We start from the raw sequence: 18,299 nt of genomic DNA, 5'->3' as shown, positions 1-18,299 counted from the left end.
CTGACGGCGCTCATCATGAAATTTCCCGGCAAACGTAAATCCAAACACTATTTTCCCGTTAGCGCTCGCGATCCCTTGCTGCACGCCGCCTCGCAGGAGGTGGAAGAGGGCAGCTGGGTCGTGGGAATCGATCAGACGCTGGTGGATATCGAAGCCAAAGTCGATGACGCCTTTCTGGTTCGCTACGGTCTGAGCGCCGGGCACTCCTTAGTGATCGACGACGACGTTGCTGAGGCGCTCTATCACGAGCTGCTGCGCGATAACCTGATTAGCCATCAGTTCGCCGGCGGCACTATCGGCAATACGCTGCACAACTACTCGGTGCTGGCCGATGACCGTTCGGTGCTGCTCGGCGTGATGTGCAGCAATATTCAGATCGGTGGTTACGCCTACCGCTATCTCTGCAACACCTCGAGCCGGGTCGATCTTAACTATCTACAGGGCGTCGACGGCGCTATTGGCCGCTGCTTTACCCTGATCGGCGAGCAGGGCGAGCGCACCTTCGCCATTAGTCCTGGGCAGATGAACCAGCTGCACGCCGAAAGCATTCCCGAAGCGGTTATCGCCGGCGCGTCGGCGCTGGTACTCACCTCCTACCTGGTGCGCTGCGCCGAAGGTGAGCCGATGCCGCAGGCCACGCTGCAGGCGATTGAGTACGCGAAACGCCACAACGTGCCGGTAGTGCTGACGCTGGGCACAAAGTATGTGATCGGCGACAACCCGCAGTACTGGCGCGACTTTCTGCGCGATCACGTTACTATCGTGGCGATGAATGAAGAGGAAGCGCTGGCGCTGACCGGCGAGTCCGATCCGCTGCGCGCGGCCGATATGGCGCTGGAGTGGGTCGATCTGGTGCTCTGCACCGCTGGCCCGACCGGGCTCTATATGGCGGGCTACACCGAGGAGGCGTTTAAGCGCAAAACCAATCATCCGCTGCTGCCAGGCGCCATTGCGGAGTTCAACCAGTATGAGTTCAGCCGCGCCATGCGCCGGCAGGCGTGCGAGCAGCCGCTGCGCATCTTCTCGCATATCGCGCCCTATATGGGCGGGCCGGAGAAGATCATGAACACCAACGGCGCAGGCGACGGCGCGCTGGCAGCGCTGCTGCACGACATCACGGCGAATAATTACCATCGCCAGAACGTGCCGAACTCCAGCAAGCACGCGCGCGAATACCTGACCTATTCATCGCTGGCGCAGGTGTGCAAATATGCCAACCGCGTCAGCTATCAGGTGCTTAACCAGCATTCGCCGCGCCTGACGCGCGGACTGCCGGAGCGTGAGGACAGCCTGGAAGAGTCCTACTGGGATCGCTAAGCCACAGGGGAGAAAGGGCGGACGCGAGCCGGATGCCCCTTTCTCTTGCGCGGGGGTAAAACGCCGCGCAGCTTAAATCGGGCACTCGCGCACGATAGGGCGCTCGGCAATCTCCGCCTCCAGCATATGCAGCATGCTGCTGGCGATCTCGCGCTCGCCCATCACAACGCGCGTTGCGCCGCGCGTCATAATGTATTCCACCTCATCGTCATAGTGCGCGCGCGCAATAATCTCGATGTCGTTAAACTTCTCGCGCGCGGTGGTGACGATTTCGCCTGATTCGAAGCCGTTGGGAATGGTCAGCAGCAGCCAGCGCGCGCAGTCGAGCCGCGCCAGCTCCATGGTTTCGGCGCGCACCGCATTGCCCAGCACCGCCCGAATGCCCTGTTCACGCAGCGCCTCAACGCGCGCGCGAGAGTTCTCCACCACCACGAAAGGCACGTCCGCCTCCAGCAGCTTCTGGCTCAGCAGGCTGCCAACCCGGCCATAGCCGACGACCACCGCGTGATGGCAGATATCCACCGGGCTCTGCTTCTCTTCCTCGATCGTCTCTTCCTGCGACTGCTCCTGACGGCTTTCGCTCTTCGCCAGGAAACGCTCCAGCAGGCTGAACAGGATAGGGTTGAGCATAATAGAGAGGATCGCTGCCGCCAGTACCAGGTTACGCCCTTCGCTGGTGAGCAGATTAAGGGAGATGCCGAGGCCGGCCAGAATAAAGGCGAACTCGCCGATCTGCGCCAGGCTGACGGAGATGGTCAGTGCGGTACGGCGCGAATGGCCCAGCAGCGTCACCAGCAGCCAGGCGGCGACAGATTTACCCAGCACCACAATCACCAGCGCCCCCAGCACCGCCAGCGGCTGCTCCACCAGGATCATCGGATCGAACAGCATGCCGACCGACACAAAAAAGAGCACCGCGAAGGCGTCGCGCAGCGGCAGGGTGTCGTGAGCGGCGCGGTGGCTCAGCTCAGATTCATTCAGCACCATGCCGGCGAAGAAGGCCCCGAGCGCGAAAGAGACGTCGAAAAACTCCACTGCGCCAAAGGCGATGCCGAGCGCCAGCGCCAGCACCGACAGGGTAAAGAGCTCGCGCGAGCCGGTGGCGGCGCTTTTCGCCAGGATCCAGGGCACCACGCGACGCCCGACCACCATCATCAGCACCATAAAGGCGGCGACCTTGCCGATAGTCAGCAGCAGATCCCACGCCAGCAGCTGCGGGCTGGCGTTGCCCTGTTCCAGCATACCGGCAATGGCGGGCAGCAGCACCAGCGTCAGCACCATCACCAGATCCTCCACAATCAGCCAGCCAATGGCGATTTGGCCGCGCTGGCTGTCAATCAGCTGACGCTCTTCCAGCGCGCGCAGCAGCACCACGGTGCTGGCGGTAGAGAGACAGAGGCCAAACACCAGGCCCGTCATCAGCGACCAGCCCAGCCAGGCGGAGAGGCCCATTCCCAGCAGCGTGGCGACGGCGATCTGCGCCACGGCACCGGGAATGGCGATACTCTTTACCGCCATCAAATCCTTTAGGGAGAAGTGAAGTCCGACGCCGAACATCAGCAGGATAACGCCCAGCTCTGCCAGCTCGGGCGCAAGATTGGTATCGGCGACAAAGCCCGGCGTAAAAGGCCCGGCCAGCACGCCCGCCAGCAAATAGCCAACCAGCGGCGAAATACGCAGCCGGTGTGCGAGCATGCCAAGGAGAAACGCCAGGACCAGTCCCCCGACGATGGTAGTGATCAACGGTGTGGTGTGATGCATGCCTGTCTCCTTGTGTGCAAATGTATCTGCCTGTAACAATTAAGTTTAAGGCAATTAACCATTTTTCGCTGTGCTATTTGCGGGATAATAAGAAAAAAGTTTAAAAATAAGAGGAAAGCAGAGTCGAACGGCTGTTTTTCTCTGTTTTCGCTAATCCGGGCCGCAGTAAAGCAAGTTTGCGAGGCACGTTATAACAATATCTGGCTGGAAAAAGGCGCGCTGATGACCACTATCACGCTGGAATGCGCGAAGAATGACGGTAAGCGACCTGAGCGGCAACTTTGCGCCAGATTTAACGCTTCGCTTCTTTTTTGGGAATCAGTGTTAAAACCAGTTAGTGCCAGCGGTAGCCCTGTTTCATCTTGAGTTAAACAGTGGAATATGCGACACAGTGGGTCAGCATGCTGATACCACCCGGAACGGGACTGCGTAAAATAAGGAGACAGGCTTTGCTGTTATCACGATGGGCTGCCACCGGCCTTGCGCTGCTGGCGCTGACCCCCCTGCTTTCTCAGGCCGCCGAGCCTGATCGCACTTACCGCTTTAGCATTCTCCATACCAACGACGAGCACGGCCATTTCTGGTACAGCGCGCAGGGCGAATATGGCCTCGCGGCGCAGAAAACCTTAATGGATACCTTGCGCTACGACGTACAGGCTAAAGGCGGCGGCGCGCTGATCCTCTCAGCAGGCGACGTCAATACCGGCGTGCCGGAGTCGGACGCGCTACAGGCAGAGCCCGATATTCGCGGCATGAACCTGATCGGCTATGACGCCATGGCGCTCGGCAATCATGAGTTCGACCATCCGCTCGAGGTGCTGCGCAAGCAGGAGGGCTGGGCGCGCTTTCCTTTTCTTGCCGCCAACCTCTACCAGAAAAGCACCGGTCAGCGACTCTTCAAACCCTGGGCGATTTTCAATCGTATGGGGCTGAAGATCGCCGTGCTGGGCCTGGCGACGCCCGATACCGTTAAGCTGGCGAATCCGGCGCATCTGCGCGATATGGAGTTTCGCGATCCAGTCAGCGAAACGGAAAAGGCGGTAGCGGAGCTGCGCGCCGGCGAAAAGCCTGACGTTATCGTGGTGCTGAGCCATCTCGGCTATGACGATAACGGCGAGCACGGCAGCAGCGCTCCCGGCGACGTAACGCTGGCGCGCAGCCTGCCGCCCGGCACCGTCGCGATGATCGTCGGCGGCCATTCGCACTATGCGCTTTGCATGGCAAAAGAGAACGAGCGGGTCAAAAGCTATCAGCCTGGGGCAGCCTGCCAGCCGGACAAGCAGAACGGCGTCTGGATTATGCAGGCCGGGCAGTGGGGTGAATATGTGGGGCGCGGCGATTTTACCTGGCGCAACGGCGAGGTGGCGCTGGAGTCCTACGCGCTGGTGCCGGTCAACCTGAAGCATAAGATCAAAAATGCCGATGGCAGCGAGACCTGGCTGACCTATCAGCAGGAGATCCCAAAAAACACCGCCATGATGAAGCTGCTGATGCCCTATCAGAAGCGAGCCGAGTCGCGTCTGAACGTCGCTGTCGGCAGTGCAACGGGGCAGTTTGACGGTGAGCGCGAGCAGGTGCGGTTTACCCAGACCAGTCTCGGGCAGCTGATCCTGCGCGCGCAGATGGCGAAAACGCAGGCGGACTTCGCGGTGATGAGCGGCGGCGGCATTCGCGCCTCGCTGCCGACGGGCAAACTGAGCTGGCGCGATCTGCTGCAGGTGCAGCCGTTCGGCAATCAGGTGGTGTCGGTGACGCTAACCGGCGCCGAGGTGAAAAAATATCTTGATGTCGTTGCGAACATGAAGCCGGACACCGGCGGCTTCGCGCAGTTCGCGCATGTCAGCCTGGTGGCGGACGGCAGCACGGTGAGCGACGTGCGCATTAACGGGCAGCCGCTGCAGGAGAACAAGACCTACCGTATGGCGACCAACAGCTTTAACGCCGCGGGCGGCGACGGCTATCCGCGCATTGATACCCATACGGGCTATCAGAATACGGGAACTATCGATGCTGAGGTGCTGCGCGACTATGTCAAAGCCCATTCGCCGCTAAACGCAGCTGACTATGCGCCGACGGACGCGATCCACAGGCTAACGGAAGCGGAGAAAAAGGCGCGCGAAAAGCCGCACAAGCGCAGCTACCCGCAGATGATTCTGGCGTGGCTCTGGCCATGGGGACGGGAGACGGCGCATAACGCGCCGTAAATCCCAACGGGATGATGGCGCAGGTAGTATGGCCCGATCGCAACGTCCACGGCATCTATGCTCGTTCGGCCCGGCGCAGATACGCACCTCTGCATGAGGTGCGCCCGCTGCCGGGCCAACGCGCTGCGTTGTGCAAAAGCACCCGCTGCTGGATATCCTGACCGTCTGAGAGATCAGGCCTCGCAGGCGTTACGTTTGAACCAGCGCGGACGCAGTCTGTCCCACACCCAGTTATAGGCCATGGTGTAGGGCAGGAAAAACAGGAAAAAAGCCACTTCCAGCAGCAACGCCTGCCATAGCGAAATGCCGAGCATCCACGCGGCAATCGGCAAACCGATCAAAATAAAGCCGCCTTCGAACAGCAGCGCGTGCAGGGTGCGGATCAGCACGCCGCGATGAACCCGGCCTGGGGGGCAGATACGATCGAACAGGGCGTTGTAAATCATATTCCACAGCATCGCGACGGTTGAGAGTATCAGCGCCAGCGCGCCCATCTCAAACAGCGGCTTATCCATCGCCCAGGCAGCCAGCGGCGACACGGTGAGGATCGCCAGGGTTTCAAACCCCAGCGCATGTAAAAAGCGTTCTTTTAACGAACGGGTACGCATGATCAACCTCCAACAGTAAGGCGCGCATTCTGGCACTTCATGGTGATAAGATAAAATGATGACCTATCGATAAAACCGATGGATAAAAATGCGTTACTCACCTGAATCCTTAGAGGCCTTTGTGCAGACCGTCAGCAGCGGCTCCTTTTCCGCAGCGGCGCGTGCGCTGGGTAAAAGCCAGTCAACCATCAGCATGGCGGTCGCCGGGCTGGAGGACGATCTCGGCTTTAAGCTGTTCGATCGCAGCGGGCGTCAGCCGATCCTGACCGATCAGGGGAGGGGCGCGCTGGCGCAGGTGCAGCAGATTCTGGCCGCCAGCGAGCGGCTGGACGCGCTGGCTATCCGGCTGGCGCAGGGCGTCGAACCGCGCCTCAGCTTCGCCGTATCAGATTTCTGGCAAACCCAACACCATGAGCAGCTGCTGAAACAGTTCGACGCGCGCTTTCCCGAGATCGAGCTGGAGTGCATGATCGCCGAGGATGAGGATGTGCTGGATCTGCTACAGGCGGGACGGATACATCTGGGCGTGGTGCGCGCCCAGCCTGCGCTGCCGCCCGATATCGCCGTTGCGCGGCTGCAGGTCAATGCGGAAATGGCGATCTATATCCACCGCGATCATCCGCTGGCGCAGCAATCCGGCGTTTCGGAAAGCGCGCTGGAGCAGGTGCGTCAGCTGCGGCTTAACACCTGGGTCGAGCCACACGCGATTGCGCCGCCGGGGCGCATCTGGTCGGCACCGACCTATCTACTGCTGCTGGAGATGGCGGAGCAGGGATTTGGCTGGAGCATTCTGCCGCGCTGGCTGGTGACGCAGTTTGGTCATGGGCTACTGCAGGAGCTTGCGCTGCCGGGCTGGCCGCAGCTGATTGCTGTGGAGGCGATCTGGTCGCGCCGCAATCCCCCTGGCCCGGCGGGGCGCTGGATGATTGACCAGCTCTGCGCCCAGCCGCGCAGCTAGTCGCGCCGGGCGATATCCGCCAGCGGCGCGTCGAGCAGGCGCGCCAGATCCTGCGCCGCCAGCTCCAGATCCAGGCCGCGCTTGCCGCCGGAGACGAAAATCGTGGCGAAGTCGGCGGCGGAGCGGTCGATAACCGTTGGCAGCCGCTTTTTCTGCCCCAGCGGGCTGATACCGCCCACCAGATAGCCGGTCACGCGCTGCGCCAGCTGCGGATCGGCCATATCCGCTTTTTTTGCGCCTAACGCTTTTGCCACCTTTTTCAAATCAAGCTGGCTGGCGACCGGCGTGACCGCCACCGCCAGATGTTTCGCGTCGCCGTTAAGCGCCACCAGCAGCGTTTTGTACACCTGCCGCGCGTCCAGGTTAAGTTTACGCACCGCTTCGTCGCCAAAACTGGTTTCCTGGCTGTCATGCTCGTAGGGATGAAGGGTAAAAGCAACTTTCTGTTTTTCCAGTAATTTTACGGCAGGCGTCATAAACTTATCCTTATAGGAAAAATCTCATTCCTAAATTAAATAAATTAATAGTGGCGAAAGTTTGTGCTTTGCGTGAAAATGGTTTCCGCGCCGGCCGAAAGGCTGAGCGATAACCAAAATCATAAACAAATTCCTCTTTGACGGGCCGATAGCAATACCGGCCTGCTTTTTTTTCTAGCGCCGTAACAGCTCAGGCAGATTCTCGTCGCCATAGAGGTGCAGCGCGCCTACCGCCACCACATAATGCCCGGACGGCAGCGCCCGTAACCGCTCACACCACTGCGCGTTGCGCCGGGAGATCAGCGCGTCGTTAAGCGCACTGCTGAACGTCGAGGGCAGAGTGATTTGCGGCTCACGCGGCGGCGTATCCAGCCACCAGCTCACCATCATCTGCAGCAGCCGCGCATTGGTGTGCCAGTGTGTCAGCGTATCCTTCAGCAGCGCCATCCCGTCATCCGGCAGAGACTTCAGCAGCGCGATTTGCGTCTCTGCGCCTTCCAGCTCAATAACCGGCTTGTTCAGCGCTTTCGCCGCCTGCAGCAGCTGAAGGTCGATGCCGTAGTCGGGACGCAGACCCAACCGCTGCGCCTGCTGTGCCTGCAGCATCAGCGCGATTTGCCAGGCGGGCAGGGCGTCAAACATCGTCGGCGACAGGTGCAGCTCGCCGCACAGCGCCGCCAGCCGCGCCTGGTCGTCGGGTGCCAGCCGCGTCTCCAGCGGGTCGCGCGGGTCGGTATCGTCGAACGGCGAGCCGCCCTGAGTGATATCCGCCTCGACAATCAAGGCGTCCGCCTTGTGCAGCTGCCGCAGAAGACGCGCGGGCAAGGGCTGCATATCGCGCGTGCCCATATGAATGCTGCCGACCAGGTGCAGCAGGCGATCGTCCAGCCGGATATCCTGAGCGGGCCAGCGATAGCTGGCGGGAAAGAGTCGGCTTGCCAGCCCCTGCACACTGCGCCAAATGCTGCCTTTCATTCCCGGTCCTTACTGAGTCAAAACGCCATGCTAGCGATTCCCGTCGCTGAAAAACAGAGCATTAGCGGCTATTGTCGCTTCGCTGGGCGAAAGCGCAGCAGCCGGTTGGCGTTGCCGACAACGGTAATCGACGAGAGCGCCATCGCCGCGCCCGCCACCACCGGACTGAGCAGCGCGCCGGTCAGCGGATAGAGCACGCCCGCCGCCAGCGGGATGCCAAGGCTGTTATAGATAAAGGCCCCGAGCAAATTCTGACGAATATTGCGCAGCGTCGCGCTGGAGAGCGCCAGCGCATCGGCGACGCTGTTCAGATCGGCGCGCATCAGCGTAATGGGTGCCGTTTCCAGCGCCACGTCGCTGCCGCCGCCCATGGCGATACCGACATCCGCCTGTGCCAGCGCCGGAGCGTCATTGATGCCGTCGCCGACCATGGCGACGCGGCGTCCCTGCTGCTGCAGCGCGGCGATAGTCTGCGCCTTCGCTTCCGGCAGCACCCCGGCAATGACCTCGTCGATGCCCGCCTCCTGCGCAATAGCGCGCGCGGTCTCTTCCCGGTCGCCGGTAAGCATCATCAGGCGGTAGCCAGCCTGGCGCAGCCGCGCCAGCGCCGCTTTACTCTCCGGACGCAGCTGGTCGCGCAGGGCAATCAGGCCGACAAGCTCGCCGTCTTGCGCCAGCAGCACCGGCGTTGCGCCCTGACGTGACAGCCGCTCGATATCGGGCTGCGCCTGCTGCAGCGCGACGCCGTTATCCTGCATCAGCGCCGCATTACCCAGCAGCAGCGGCTTGCCGTTGAGTATGCCGCTCACGCCCTGGCCGCGTATTGTACGAAATTGCGCAATTTCACCGGCGCGGGTCGCGCCCGCTGCCGCGGTAATCGCCTGCGCCAGCGGATGGCTGGCGTTTTGCTCCAGCGCGGCGGCGGCCTGCACCACCGCTTCGCGCGACCAGCCGTGCCACGTCAGCACCGCGTCGAGCCGCGGCGTGCCCGCCGTCAGCGTACCGGTTTTATCAAACACCAGCGTATCGATGCGGCTGGCGCGCTGCAGCGCCTCGGCGTCGCGCACCAGTACGCCCAGCTCGGCGGCGCGCCCGACGCCGGCGATAATCGACATCGGCGTCGCAAGCCCCAGCGCACAGGGGCAGGCGATAATCAGCACCGTAGTGGCGATCACCAGCGTGTAGGCGATTTGCGGCTGCGGGCCGAAGAGATACCAGATGGCGGCGCTGATCAGGGCGATAGCCACCACAACGGGCACAAAAACCGCTGAGATGCGGTCGGCGAGGCGGCCCACGTCTGGCTTGCTGCTTTGCGCCTGACGCACCAGATGAATAATGCGCGATAGCGCGGTGTGCTGGCCGGTGGCGCGCGCCACGAAGCGCACCGCGCCGTCCTGCACCAGCGTGCCGGCGTAGATCCTGTCGCCGGCGCGCTTGCCCTGCGGCACCGCCTCGCCGGTCAGCATCGCCTCGTCCAGCCAGGCTTCGCCGTCGCTGATCTCACCATCTACCGGCACGCGATCGCCGGTGGTGAGACGCAGCGTCATGCCCGGCTGCACCGCGCCGATCGGCACCAGCGTGTCGCCCTGTTCGCTGACGAGGCGCGCCTGCGCGGGCGTCAAATCGAGCAGACGCTCAAGGGCTTTAGAGGATCGCTGGCGCGCACGCTGCTCCAGCGCGTGACCAAGATTAATCAGGCCGATAATCATGACGCTGGCTTCAAAATAGAGATGGCGCGCCTGCGCGGGGAAAAAGTCAGGCCAGAGCGCGACGCTGATGGAGTAGAGCCATGCGGCGGCGGTACCGAGCGCCACCAGCGTGTCCATGGTGGCGCTGCCGTTGCGCAGACTGCGCCAGGCGCTGCGGTAGAAGTGGCCGCCTGCGACCACCATCACCAGCAGGGTGACGACGCCGATAGCAAGCCACAGGCTGCGGTTGGCGTCGGTAAGCATCATATTGTCGCCGAGCATGCCCCAGATCATCAGGGGCGCGCCAAACGCCAGCGCCAGCGCCGCCTGCCAGCTAAAGCGGCGCATCGCCTTGCGCGCGCTGCTCTGCTGTTTATCACGCCGCTCCTGTTCATCCTGCACCGGCTGAGCGTGGTAGCCCGCCGCCTCGACCGCCTCGACCAGCTGCTGCGCGGCGGCGTCGCCCATGACCAGCGCGCTGCGCTCGCCAAGGTTGACGCGCGCCTGCGTCACGCCAGGCACTTTTTCCAGCGCCTTCTCCACCCGGCTGACGCAGCTGGCGCAGCTCATGCCTTCAATAAGCAGGAACTGCGCGCTTTCATGCTCCTGTGCCGGTTGGGTGTCCGCCACCGTTGTCAGCGCCTCCGGCGGCGGCTCTGAAGCTGTCAACGGCTCAGGCTTTGGGTGGCTGTCGCCGCTGAGGGTGGCGTGATAGCCCGCTTCTTCTACGGTGGCGATCAGCGCGGCGGCATCGGCGCTGCCGGTTACCTGCGCTTCCTGCTGCGTGACGCTGGCCTGTTCGACATCGTCGCGCTGTTCGAGCGCCTCTTTAACGCGTTTGACGCAGTGGCCGCAGGAAAGACCTTCCAGCGCCAGTGAGATAGTGTGAGACATAGCGTTCTCCTGTTGTGTTGCCGTTAACCATGCGAGCTTTTTATCACTCGTGATACAGGCTAAACCTTCCATCAAGGGGAAGGTCAAACTATTTTTACAGCGTGGCCGCAATCGATTTATAAGAGGAGAGCAGGGTGAATATCAGCGATGTCGCGAAAAAAACCGGGTTGACCAGCAAGGCGATCCGTTTCTACGAAGAGAAGGGCGTGGTAACGCCGCCGTTGCGCAGCGATAACGGCTACCGTCGCTACAGCGCGCATCATCTCGATGAGCTTAACCTGCTGCGTCAGGCGCGTCAGGTGGGCTTTACGCTCGACGAATGCCGCGAGCTGGTGACGCTGTTTAACGATCCGGCGCGTCATAGCGCTGACGTTAAGGCGCGCACCCTGCAGAAAGCGGCGGAGATCGCCGCCCATATCGAGGCGTTACAGGCGATGCGCCTGCGGCTGCTGGCGCTGGCCGACGCCTGCCCCGGCGACGACAGCGCCGAGTGTCCGATTATCAATAACCTGGCGGGCTGCTGCGGCCATAGCCAGCCCGACTAACGCGGCGTAATGTGCAGCGTAATGCCCTCGATGCCCGTCACGACAACCTGCGTGCCTGCGGGCAGATCCCGTTCGGCCTGCACGCGCCAGCTGCTGTCGCCCAGCCGCACGTGGCCGATGCCGTTGACCAGCGGCGCCTCCAGCGTCAGATGGGTGCCGATCAGCTGATTGCCGCGCTGGTTAAGGGAGTTGGGCTGCTGATGGCGCTCGCGCTGGCGCATCCAGCGATACCAGAGATAGACGCAAACCAGGGTCAGCACGGCAAACAGCGTGCCCTGCGCCGTCCAGCTAAAGGGTGTGAGCCACTCTATTATGCCCACCAGCACCGCCGCGATGCCGCTCCACAGTAGATAGCCGCTGGTGCCGAGCATCTCCGCCGCCAGCAAGAGGCCACCCAGGGTTAGCCAGAACCAGTGCGGATGGGCGACGATCTCCATTAACATCAGCGTTTCGACTCTGAGGATGCGCCCTTAAGCAGCTCGCTGATGCCCGCCACCGAGCCGAGCAGGCTGCTGGCGTCGAGCGGCATCATCACGACTTTGCTGTTGCTGGCTTCGCCAATTTTCTGCAGCGCGTCGGTATATTTCTGCGCGACAAAGTAGTTTACCGCCTGGATGTCGCCCGCCGCGATCGCTTCAGAGACCATTTTAGTGGCGGCCGCTTCCGCTTCTGCCTGGCGTTCGCGCGCCTCCGCCTGGAGGAACGCTGAGGTTCGTTCCCCTTCGGCCTTCAGGATGCGCGACTGCTTGTCGCCCTCGGCGCGCAGAATCGCCGCCTGGCGCACGCCTTCCGCCGCAAGGATATCGGCGCGCTTGGTGCGCTCCGCCTTCATCTGCGCATTCATGGCGGCGATCAGCTCCTGCGGCGGACGCACGTCGCGGATCTCGATACGGGTGATTTTCACGCCCCAGGGATTGGTCGCCTCATCGACGATATGCAGCAGACGAGTGTTGATGTTATCGCGCTGCGACAGCATCTCATCCAGCTCCATGCCGCCGAGCACGGTACGGATGTTGGTCATGGTGAGATTGATGATCGCCAGTTCGAGATTGCTGACCTCATAGGCCGCGCGCGCCGGATCCACCGCCTGAATAAAGCAGACGGCGTCAATGGTGACGTTGGCGTTGTCTTTGGAGATGACCTCCTGCGAGGGGATATCCAGCACGCGCTCCATCATATTGATCTTATGACCAATACGATCCATAAAGGGCACGACCAGACTCAGGCCGGGCTGCAGCGTGCGGGTGTAGCGTCCGAAGCGCTCCACGGTCCACTGATAGCCCTGCGGGACGATTTTTACCCCTGCCCATACCGTTACCAGCGCCAGCACGATCAGCGCAGGAATGACTGTTAACATATAACCTCCCAATTGTTAATTTACGGGCCGAGTCGCTTCGGCCCGGTGTCGCGACGCCGACTCAGTAGAGCAGCGAGTAGAGCTGGCGACGGTAGCGGGCCGCCAGCGCATCGCCGGTGCCGAGCGCCGCAAGGATCTCCTGCAGCATTTTGCGCACCTGGCCGTCAGCCGCGTTCATATCGCGCTTAAGGAAGCCGAGCAGCAGCTCCAGCGCCTCTTCGTTGCGCCCAACCTGATGCAGCTGTAACGAGAGCTTAGCAGCCAGCTCCGCATTGGTGGGATCGCTCTCCAGCTGCGCCTGCAGCTGCTGGATTTCCGGGGTATCCGCCGCCTGCTTCAGCAGATCGATCTGCGCCATCAGGCTCTGATAACGGGTATCCTGATCCTGCAGCGGCACCTTCGCCAGTACCTCTTCTGCTTCGTCGCTGCGGTTCAGGCCGATCAACGCTTCCGCCAGCAAAAAGCCGATTTCGCTCGCCTGACGGCTGAGCTGCCAGGCCTCTTTGAGCAGCGGCAGCGCCTCCAGCGGTTTGCCCTCGTCCATCAGCGCCAGCGCCTGCTGCGCCTTGAGCTCCTCTTCACGCGGCAGCACTTTTTCCAGCAGCGCGCGCACCGCCTCTTCCGGCTGCGGTCCCTGGAAGCCGTCGACCGGCTGGCCGTTCTGGAACAGATAGACCGTCGGGATCGAGCGCAGGCCAAACTGCGACGCCACCATTTGCTCTTTGTCGCAGTCGAGCTTCGCCAGAATAAACTGGCCGGCATACTCCTGCGCCAGACGTTCCAGCAGCGGCGTCAGCTGCTGGCAATGTTGGCTGCGATCCGACCAGAAATAGAACAGCACCGGTATCTGCATGGACTGTTCCAGCGTCTGATGCAGGTTGGATTCGTTAACGTCGATAATCGAAGCTTGTGGTGACATGACTAAGTCTCTTGGCAGAAAGTGTTTAAAGAATATGGGGCCGGACAGCCCCGCTTCAAGATGAATTCTCAGCGTCTGCTTAAAATGCGATCCAGCATCCAGCCCGGCAGCACTCTTTTCAGGATGCTCATTGCGTGTGCGACCAGCGTCACCGGATAGCGCAGGCGCGGGCGCTGGCTCTCTAGTGCGTGGCGCAGGCTGGGGAGAATCGCCTCCGGCGGCAGGGTGAAGCGCGCGGCGATGCCGGGATTGCGCACCGGCCGCTCCGGCTCGCCCTGGGTTACGTTGTCGGTAAAGCGGGTATGAATCGGGCCCGGCTCGATCAGGCTGACGCGCACGCCGCTGCGACGCACCTCAAGGCGCAGCGCGTCGCTCCAGGCCTCCAGCGCATATTTGCTGGCGGCATAGGCGCCGCGCCCCGGAGTGGAGATCAGCCCCAGCACGGAGCTGGTGTTGACGATGCGCGCGTCGCCGCTCGCCTCCAGCGCGGGCAGCAGCCGCATCGTCAGCTGATGAGCGCCGAAAAAGTTGGTGGAGAACTGCTGCTCCAGCTGCTGGCGCGACAGCGTACGCAGCGGGCCGTAGAGGCCGAAGCCGCCATTGTTGAACAGCGCAAACAGACGATGGTCCGTTAGCGCCAGTATCTCATCGGCGGCGCGATCGACGCTCGCCGCGTCGTCAAGATCGAGCGTGACGGCGACAAAGCCCTGCGCGCGCATCCGCTCGACATCCTCCGGCTTGCGGCAGGCGGCGATAACGCGGTAGCCGCGCGCCAGCAGATCCTGCGCCGCTACCAGGCCAATACCGCTGGAACAGCCGGTAATTACAACGGTTTTTTGCATATCTTTACCCATAAAAAGCGCGTCGCTGCAGGTTACTCATGCTTAACTAAAGGGGCCAGTTCTTTCGCCATCAGCTCGGCGATAAAGGGCTGCGCTTCGGGGTTCGGGTGGATGCCGTCCTGCTGCATCCATTCAGGTTTCAGGTAGACCTGCTCCATAAAAAAGGGCACCAGAGGAATGTTGTACTGCTGTGCCAGTCTGGGATAGATCCCGCTGAACGCTTCCGTATAACGCCGCCCGTAATTAGCGGGCAGACGCACCTGCATCAAGAGCGGCCTGGCGTTCGCCGCCTTTACGTCGTCGATGATTTTACGCAGATCCTGCTCGATAGCCTGCGGTGGAAAGCCGCGCAGGCCGTCGTTACCGCCCAGTTCGATTAACACCCACTGCGGCTGATGCTGTTTTAATAGCGCCGGTAGGCGCGCCAGGCCCTGCGCGGCGGTATCCCCGCTGATGCTGGCGTTGACCACTCTGGGCTGCTGCTGCCAGCTGCTGTTCAGCAGGCTCGGCCAGGCTGCGCTGGCTGACATGCGATAGCCGGCGCTCAGGCTATCGCCTAAAACTAACAGGGTGTTCGCAGCGGCCAGATGCGATACCAGCAGAAGAACGAAAAACAGGAAAGGATAATGCCAGCGGAAAACATTCTTGAAGTTCATCATCTTACAAAGTCCGTCGGTCAGGGGGAACACCAGTTGTCCATCCTTACCGGAGTTGACTTCATTGTCAAACGGGCCGAAACCATCGCGCTAACGGGTGAATCTGGCTCCGGCAAGTCGACGCTGCTGGGGATTCTGGCGGGGCTCGACGACGGCAGCAGCGGCGAGGTGACGCTGCTGGGCCAGCCTCTGCATCGGCTGGACGAAGAGCAGCGCGCCGCGCTGCGGGCGACGCAGGTCGGCTTTGTCTTTCAGTCTTTTATGCTGGTGCCGACGCTAAACGCGCTGGAGAACGTGCAGCTGCCTGCGCTGCTGCGCGGCGAGAGCGATCGCCGCAGCCGCGAGCAGGCGCGCGAATTATTAACCCAGCTGGGGCTGGGGGAGCGTCTGATGCATCTGCCCGCCCAGCTTTCCGGCGGTGAACAGCAGCGCGTGGCGCTGGCGCGCGCCTTTAACGGCCAGCCCGGTTTGCTGTTTGCCGATGAGCCAACCGGCAACCTGGACCGCAAAACCGGCGACCGCATCGCCGATCTGCTTTTCTCCCTCAACCGCGACTACGCCACCACGCTGATTCTGGTCACCCATGACGAACAGCTGGCGGCGCGCTGCGACCGCTGCCTGCGGCTGCGCGACGGCAAAGTATGGGAGGAGCGATGATCTGGCGCTGGTTCTGGCGCGAATGGCGCTCGCCCTCGCTGCTGATCGTCTGGGTGGCGCTGACGCTGTCGGTGGCCTGCGTACTGGCGCTCGGCGCTATCGGCGATCGTATGGAAAAAGGGCTTAGCCAGCAGAGCCGCGATTTTATGGCGGGCGACCGCACGCTGCGCAGCAGCGCCGCGGTGCCGGAGGCCTGGCTGGCCAAAGCGCGGGAGGAGGGGTTAAGCGTTAGCGGTCAGCTCAGCTTTATGACCATGACTTTCGCAGGCGACACGCCACAGCTGGCGGCAGTGAAGGCGGTGGACAACCGCTATCCGATGTTCGGCGAGCTGCAGACCGATCCCCCTGGCCTGAAACCGGCGCCCGGCACGGCGCTGGCCGCGCCGCGGCTGATGGCGCTGCTTAACCTCAAGGTTGGCGACAGGCTGGAGGTGGGCGACGCCAGCCTGCGCATCGCGGGCGAGGTGATCCAGGAGCCGGACGGCGGCTTTAATCCCTTTCAGATGGCGCCGCGCCTGCTCATCAACCTCGACGACGCCCAGAAGACCGGCGCGATCCAGCCGGGCAGCCGGCTGACATGGCGCTATAAGTTCGCCGGCGAGCCGCAGCCGCTGGCGCGCTACGACCGCTGGATCCAGCCGCAGCTGAAGGCGGATCAGCGCTGGATCAGCGTAGAGAATTCTGAAGACGCGCTGGGGCGATCGATGCAGCGCGCCCAGCAGTTTCTGCTGCTCTCCGCCTTGCTGACCCTGATGCTGGCGATCGCCGCCGTTGCGGTGGCGATGAGTCACTACTGCCGCAGCCGCTACGATCTGGTGGCGGTGCTGAAAACGCTGGGCGCGACGCGGCGGGCGCTGCGGCGGCTTATTATCGGCCAGTGGCTGGCGGTGCTGCTGCTGGCGGCGGTGTGCGGCGGGGCGCTCGGGCTGGGCGTTGAGGCGCTGCTGATGCAGATGCTGAAGCCGGTGCTGCCCGCGACCCTGCCGCCCGCCAGCGGCTGGCCCTGGCTCTGGGCGCTCGGCTCGCTGTTCGTGATTTCGCTGCTGGTGGGGCTGCGCCCCTATCGGCTGCTGCTGGCGACCCAGCCGCTGCGCGTGCTGCGCCGTGACGCGGTGGCCGATATCTGGCCGCTGAAGCGCTATATCCCGGCGATGGGCGTGGTGGTGATTGCGCTGCTGGCGCTGCTGGTCGGCGGCAGCAAGATGCTGTGGGCGCTGCTGGCGGGCGTGGCGGCACTGGCAGGCGTGCTGGCGCTGCTGGGGTGGGGCACGCTGTTGCTGCTGCGGCGCCTGGTCGTACGCCGCCTGGCGCTGCGGCTGGCGATCAACCGCCTGCTGCGTCAGCCCGGCGTGACGCTGAGCCAGCTGGCGGCCTTTTCGCTCTCCTTTATGCTGCTGGCGCTGCTGCTGGTGATGCGCGGCGATCTGCTCGACCGCTGGCAGCAGCAGCTGCCGCCGGACAGCCCGAACTATTTCCTGCTCAATATGACCCAGGATCAGGTACCGCAGGTGCGCGCTTTCCTCGCCTCGCATCAGGTGAAGCCGGAGACCTTCTATCCCGTGGCGCGGGCACGTCTCACCGACCTGAATGGTAAAGCGGCCGATCCGACGCTGGATAACGCCCTGAACCGCGAGCTGAACCTGACGTGGATGAGCGAACAACCCGATCACAATCCGCTGACGGCGGGCCGCTGGCCGCCGCAGCCGGGCGAGGTGTCGATGGAGACGGAGCTGGCCGCTCGCCTGGGCGTGAAGCTGGGCGATACGCTGACCTTTAGCGGCGATACCCAGACCTTTAGCGCGAAGATTACCAGCCTGCGCAAGGTTGACTGGGAGAGCCTGCGGCCTAACTTTTTCTTTATTTTCCCCCCCGGCGCGCTGGATGCGCAGCCGCAAACCTGGCTTACCAGCTTCAGGCTGGATAGCGATCCGGCGCTGCTGGCGCAGCTGAACCGCGCCTTTCCGACCCTGAGCCTGCTCGATATCGGCAGCATTATGCGGCAGATCGGCCAGGTGCTGGCGCAGGTGAGCCAGGCGCTGGAGATTATGGTGGTGCTGGTAACCCTCTGCGGCGTACTGCTGCTGCTGGCGCAGATTCAGGTCGGGATGCGTCAGCGGCGTCAGGAGCTGGTGGTCTGCCGCACGCTGGGCGCCAGCAAGAAACTGCTGCGCGCGACGCTGTGGTGGGAGTTCGCGCTGCTCGGCGTGGTCTCTGGCGTGGCGGCGGCGCTGGGCGCGGAAGCGGCGCTCTGGGCGCTGCAGCGTAAGATTTTCGACTTCCCGTGGCAGCCCGACTGGACGCTGTGGCTGGCGCTGCCGCTGGGCGGCGCGCTGCTGCTCTCGCTGTGCGGTGGCTGGCTCGGCGTGCGGCTGCTGCGCGGCAAGGGGCTGTTCCGGCGCATGGAGTCAGCATAAAAAAAAGCGGGCCAGGCCCGCTTTGTTC

General features: G+C 62.8%; 16 protein-coding genes. 6 read left to right on the top strand and 10 right to left on the bottom strand.

Annotated elements, in window-relative coordinates; genetic code table 11:
- Positions 1-15: 15 nt before the first annotated feature.
- Positions 16-1,317 carry an inosine/guanosine kinase gene (locus LB453_RS17040; RefSeq protein WP_103795272.1) on the top strand — a complete coding sequence of 434 codons (1,302 nt, stop codon included), beginning with the start codon at positions 16-18 and terminating at the stop codon, positions 1,315-1,317.
- A gap of 72 nt (positions 1,318-1,389) precedes the next feature.
- Here LB453_RS17040 and ybaL read toward each other — a convergent pair whose 3' ends face one another.
- Positions 1,390-3,078, bottom strand: coding sequence for a YbaL family putative K(+) efflux transporter (gene ybaL, locus LB453_RS17035; protein ID WP_103795061.1), 1,689 nt, complete (start codon positions 3,076-3,078; stop codon positions 1,390-1,392).
- 449 nt (positions 3,079-3,527) lie between these two features.
- Between ybaL and ushA the strand changes: the two genes are divergently transcribed.
- Positions 3,528-5,282 carry a bifunctional UDP-sugar hydrolase/5'-nucleotidase UshA gene (ushA, locus tag LB453_RS17030; RefSeq protein WP_103795060.1) on the top strand — a complete coding sequence of 585 codons (1,755 nt, stop codon included), beginning with the start codon at positions 3,528-3,530 and terminating at the stop codon, positions 5,280-5,282.
- A gap of 173 nt (positions 5,283-5,455) precedes the next feature.
- Here ushA and LB453_RS17025 read toward each other — a convergent pair whose 3' ends face one another.
- Positions 5,456-5,890: a multidrug/biocide efflux PACE transporter gene (locus LB453_RS17025; protein WP_103795059.1), complete on the bottom strand. Its 435-nt coding sequence runs from the start codon at positions 5,888-5,890 to the stop codon at positions 5,456-5,458.
- A gap of 88 nt (positions 5,891-5,978) precedes the next feature.
- Here LB453_RS17025 and LB453_RS17020 point away from each other — a divergent pair, with 88 nt between their 5' ends.
- Positions 5,979-6,848 carry a LysR family transcriptional regulator gene (locus LB453_RS17020; protein ID WP_103795058.1) on the top strand — a complete coding sequence of 290 codons (870 nt, stop codon included), beginning with the start codon at positions 5,979-5,981 and terminating at the stop codon, positions 6,846-6,848.
- On the opposite strand, the gene ybaK is transcribed toward LB453_RS17020, so the two are convergent.
- The 3 genes from ybaK to copA form a co-directional block, all read right to left on the bottom strand.
- Positions 6,845-7,324 carry a Cys-tRNA(Pro)/Cys-tRNA(Cys) deacylase YbaK gene (gene ybaK / locus LB453_RS17015; RefSeq protein ID WP_048784540.1) on the bottom strand — a complete coding sequence of 160 codons (480 nt, stop codon included), beginning with the start codon at positions 7,322-7,324 and terminating at the stop codon, positions 6,845-6,847. The genes LB453_RS17020 and ybaK overlap by 4 nt on opposite strands.
- A 174-nt stretch (positions 7,325-7,498) precedes the next feature.
- Positions 7,499-8,299, bottom strand: a complete 801-nt coding sequence (locus LB453_RS17010) for a TraB/GumN family protein (protein ID WP_103795057.1) — start codon at positions 8,297-8,299, stop codon at positions 7,499-7,501.
- A 68-nt stretch (positions 8,300-8,367) separates the two neighbouring features.
- Positions 8,368-10,881: a copper-exporting P-type ATPase CopA gene (gene copA, locus LB453_RS17005; RefSeq protein ID WP_103795056.1), complete on the bottom strand. Its 2,514-nt coding sequence runs from the start codon at positions 10,879-10,881 to the stop codon at positions 8,368-8,370.
- A gap of 134 nt (positions 10,882-11,015) precedes the next feature.
- On the opposite strand from copA, the gene cueR reads away from it, so the two are divergent.
- Positions 11,016-11,426, top strand: a complete 411-nt coding sequence (gene cueR, locus LB453_RS17000) for a Cu(I)-responsive transcriptional regulator (protein ID WP_103795055.1) — start codon at positions 11,016-11,018, stop codon at positions 11,424-11,426.
- Here cueR and LB453_RS16995 read toward each other — a convergent pair.
- From LB453_RS16995 to tesA, 5 genes are all read right to left on the bottom strand, one after another.
- Complete coding sequence (locus LB453_RS16995) at positions 11,423-11,869, bottom strand: NfeD family protein (protein ID WP_103795054.1); 447 nt, start codon at positions 11,867-11,869, stop codon at positions 11,423-11,425. The two genes, cueR and LB453_RS16995, sit on opposite strands and share 4 nt — an antisense overlap.
- Positions 11,869-12,783 (bottom strand): SPFH domain-containing protein, encoded by a 915-nt coding sequence (locus LB453_RS16990; protein WP_103795053.1) that lies wholly within the window; start codon positions 12,781-12,783, stop codon positions 11,869-11,871. The genes LB453_RS16995 and LB453_RS16990 overlap by 1 nt, the downstream gene beginning before the upstream one ends.
- A 61-nt stretch (positions 12,784-12,844) precedes the next feature.
- On the bottom strand, positions 12,845-13,702 hold the full coding sequence (locus LB453_RS16985) for a co-chaperone YbbN (protein WP_103795052.1): 858 nt from the start codon (positions 13,700-13,702) through the stop codon (positions 12,845-12,847).
- 68 nt (positions 13,703-13,770) lie between these two features.
- Positions 13,771-14,544, bottom strand: a complete 774-nt coding sequence (locus LB453_RS16980; RefSeq protein ID WP_103795271.1) for an SDR family oxidoreductase — start codon at positions 14,542-14,544, stop codon at positions 13,771-13,773.
- Positions 14,545-14,576: 32 nt separating this feature from the next.
- Entirely contained in the window at positions 14,577-15,203 is a 627-nt protein-coding gene (gene tesA, locus LB453_RS16975) for a multifunctional acyl-CoA thioesterase I/protease I/lysophospholipase L1 (protein WP_199187301.1), read from the bottom strand.
- On the opposite strand from tesA, the gene ybbA reads away from it, so the two are divergent.
- Positions 15,171-15,857, top strand: coding sequence for a putative ABC transporter ATP-binding protein YbbA (ybbA, locus tag LB453_RS16970; RefSeq protein ID WP_103795051.1), 687 nt, complete (start codon positions 15,171-15,173; stop codon positions 15,855-15,857). The genes tesA and ybbA overlap by 33 nt on opposite strands.
- A complete protein-coding gene (ybbP, locus tag LB453_RS16965; protein ID WP_103795050.1) occupies positions 15,854-18,271 on the top strand; it encodes a putative ABC transporter permease subunit YbbP in 2,418 nt (805 codons plus the stop codon). Before ybbA ends, ybbP begins: the two co-directional genes overlap by 4 nt.
- Positions 18,272-18,299 lie beyond the last annotated feature (28 nt).

It is taken from the genome of Pantoea agglomerans, from assembly GCF_020149765.1.
GTDB classification, from domain to species: Bacteria; Pseudomonadota; Gammaproteobacteria; order Enterobacterales; family Enterobacteriaceae; genus Pantoea; species Pantoea alvi.
Note: the sequence above shows the minus strand (reverse complement) of the source record. Positions and strands in the feature narration are given on the sequence as shown.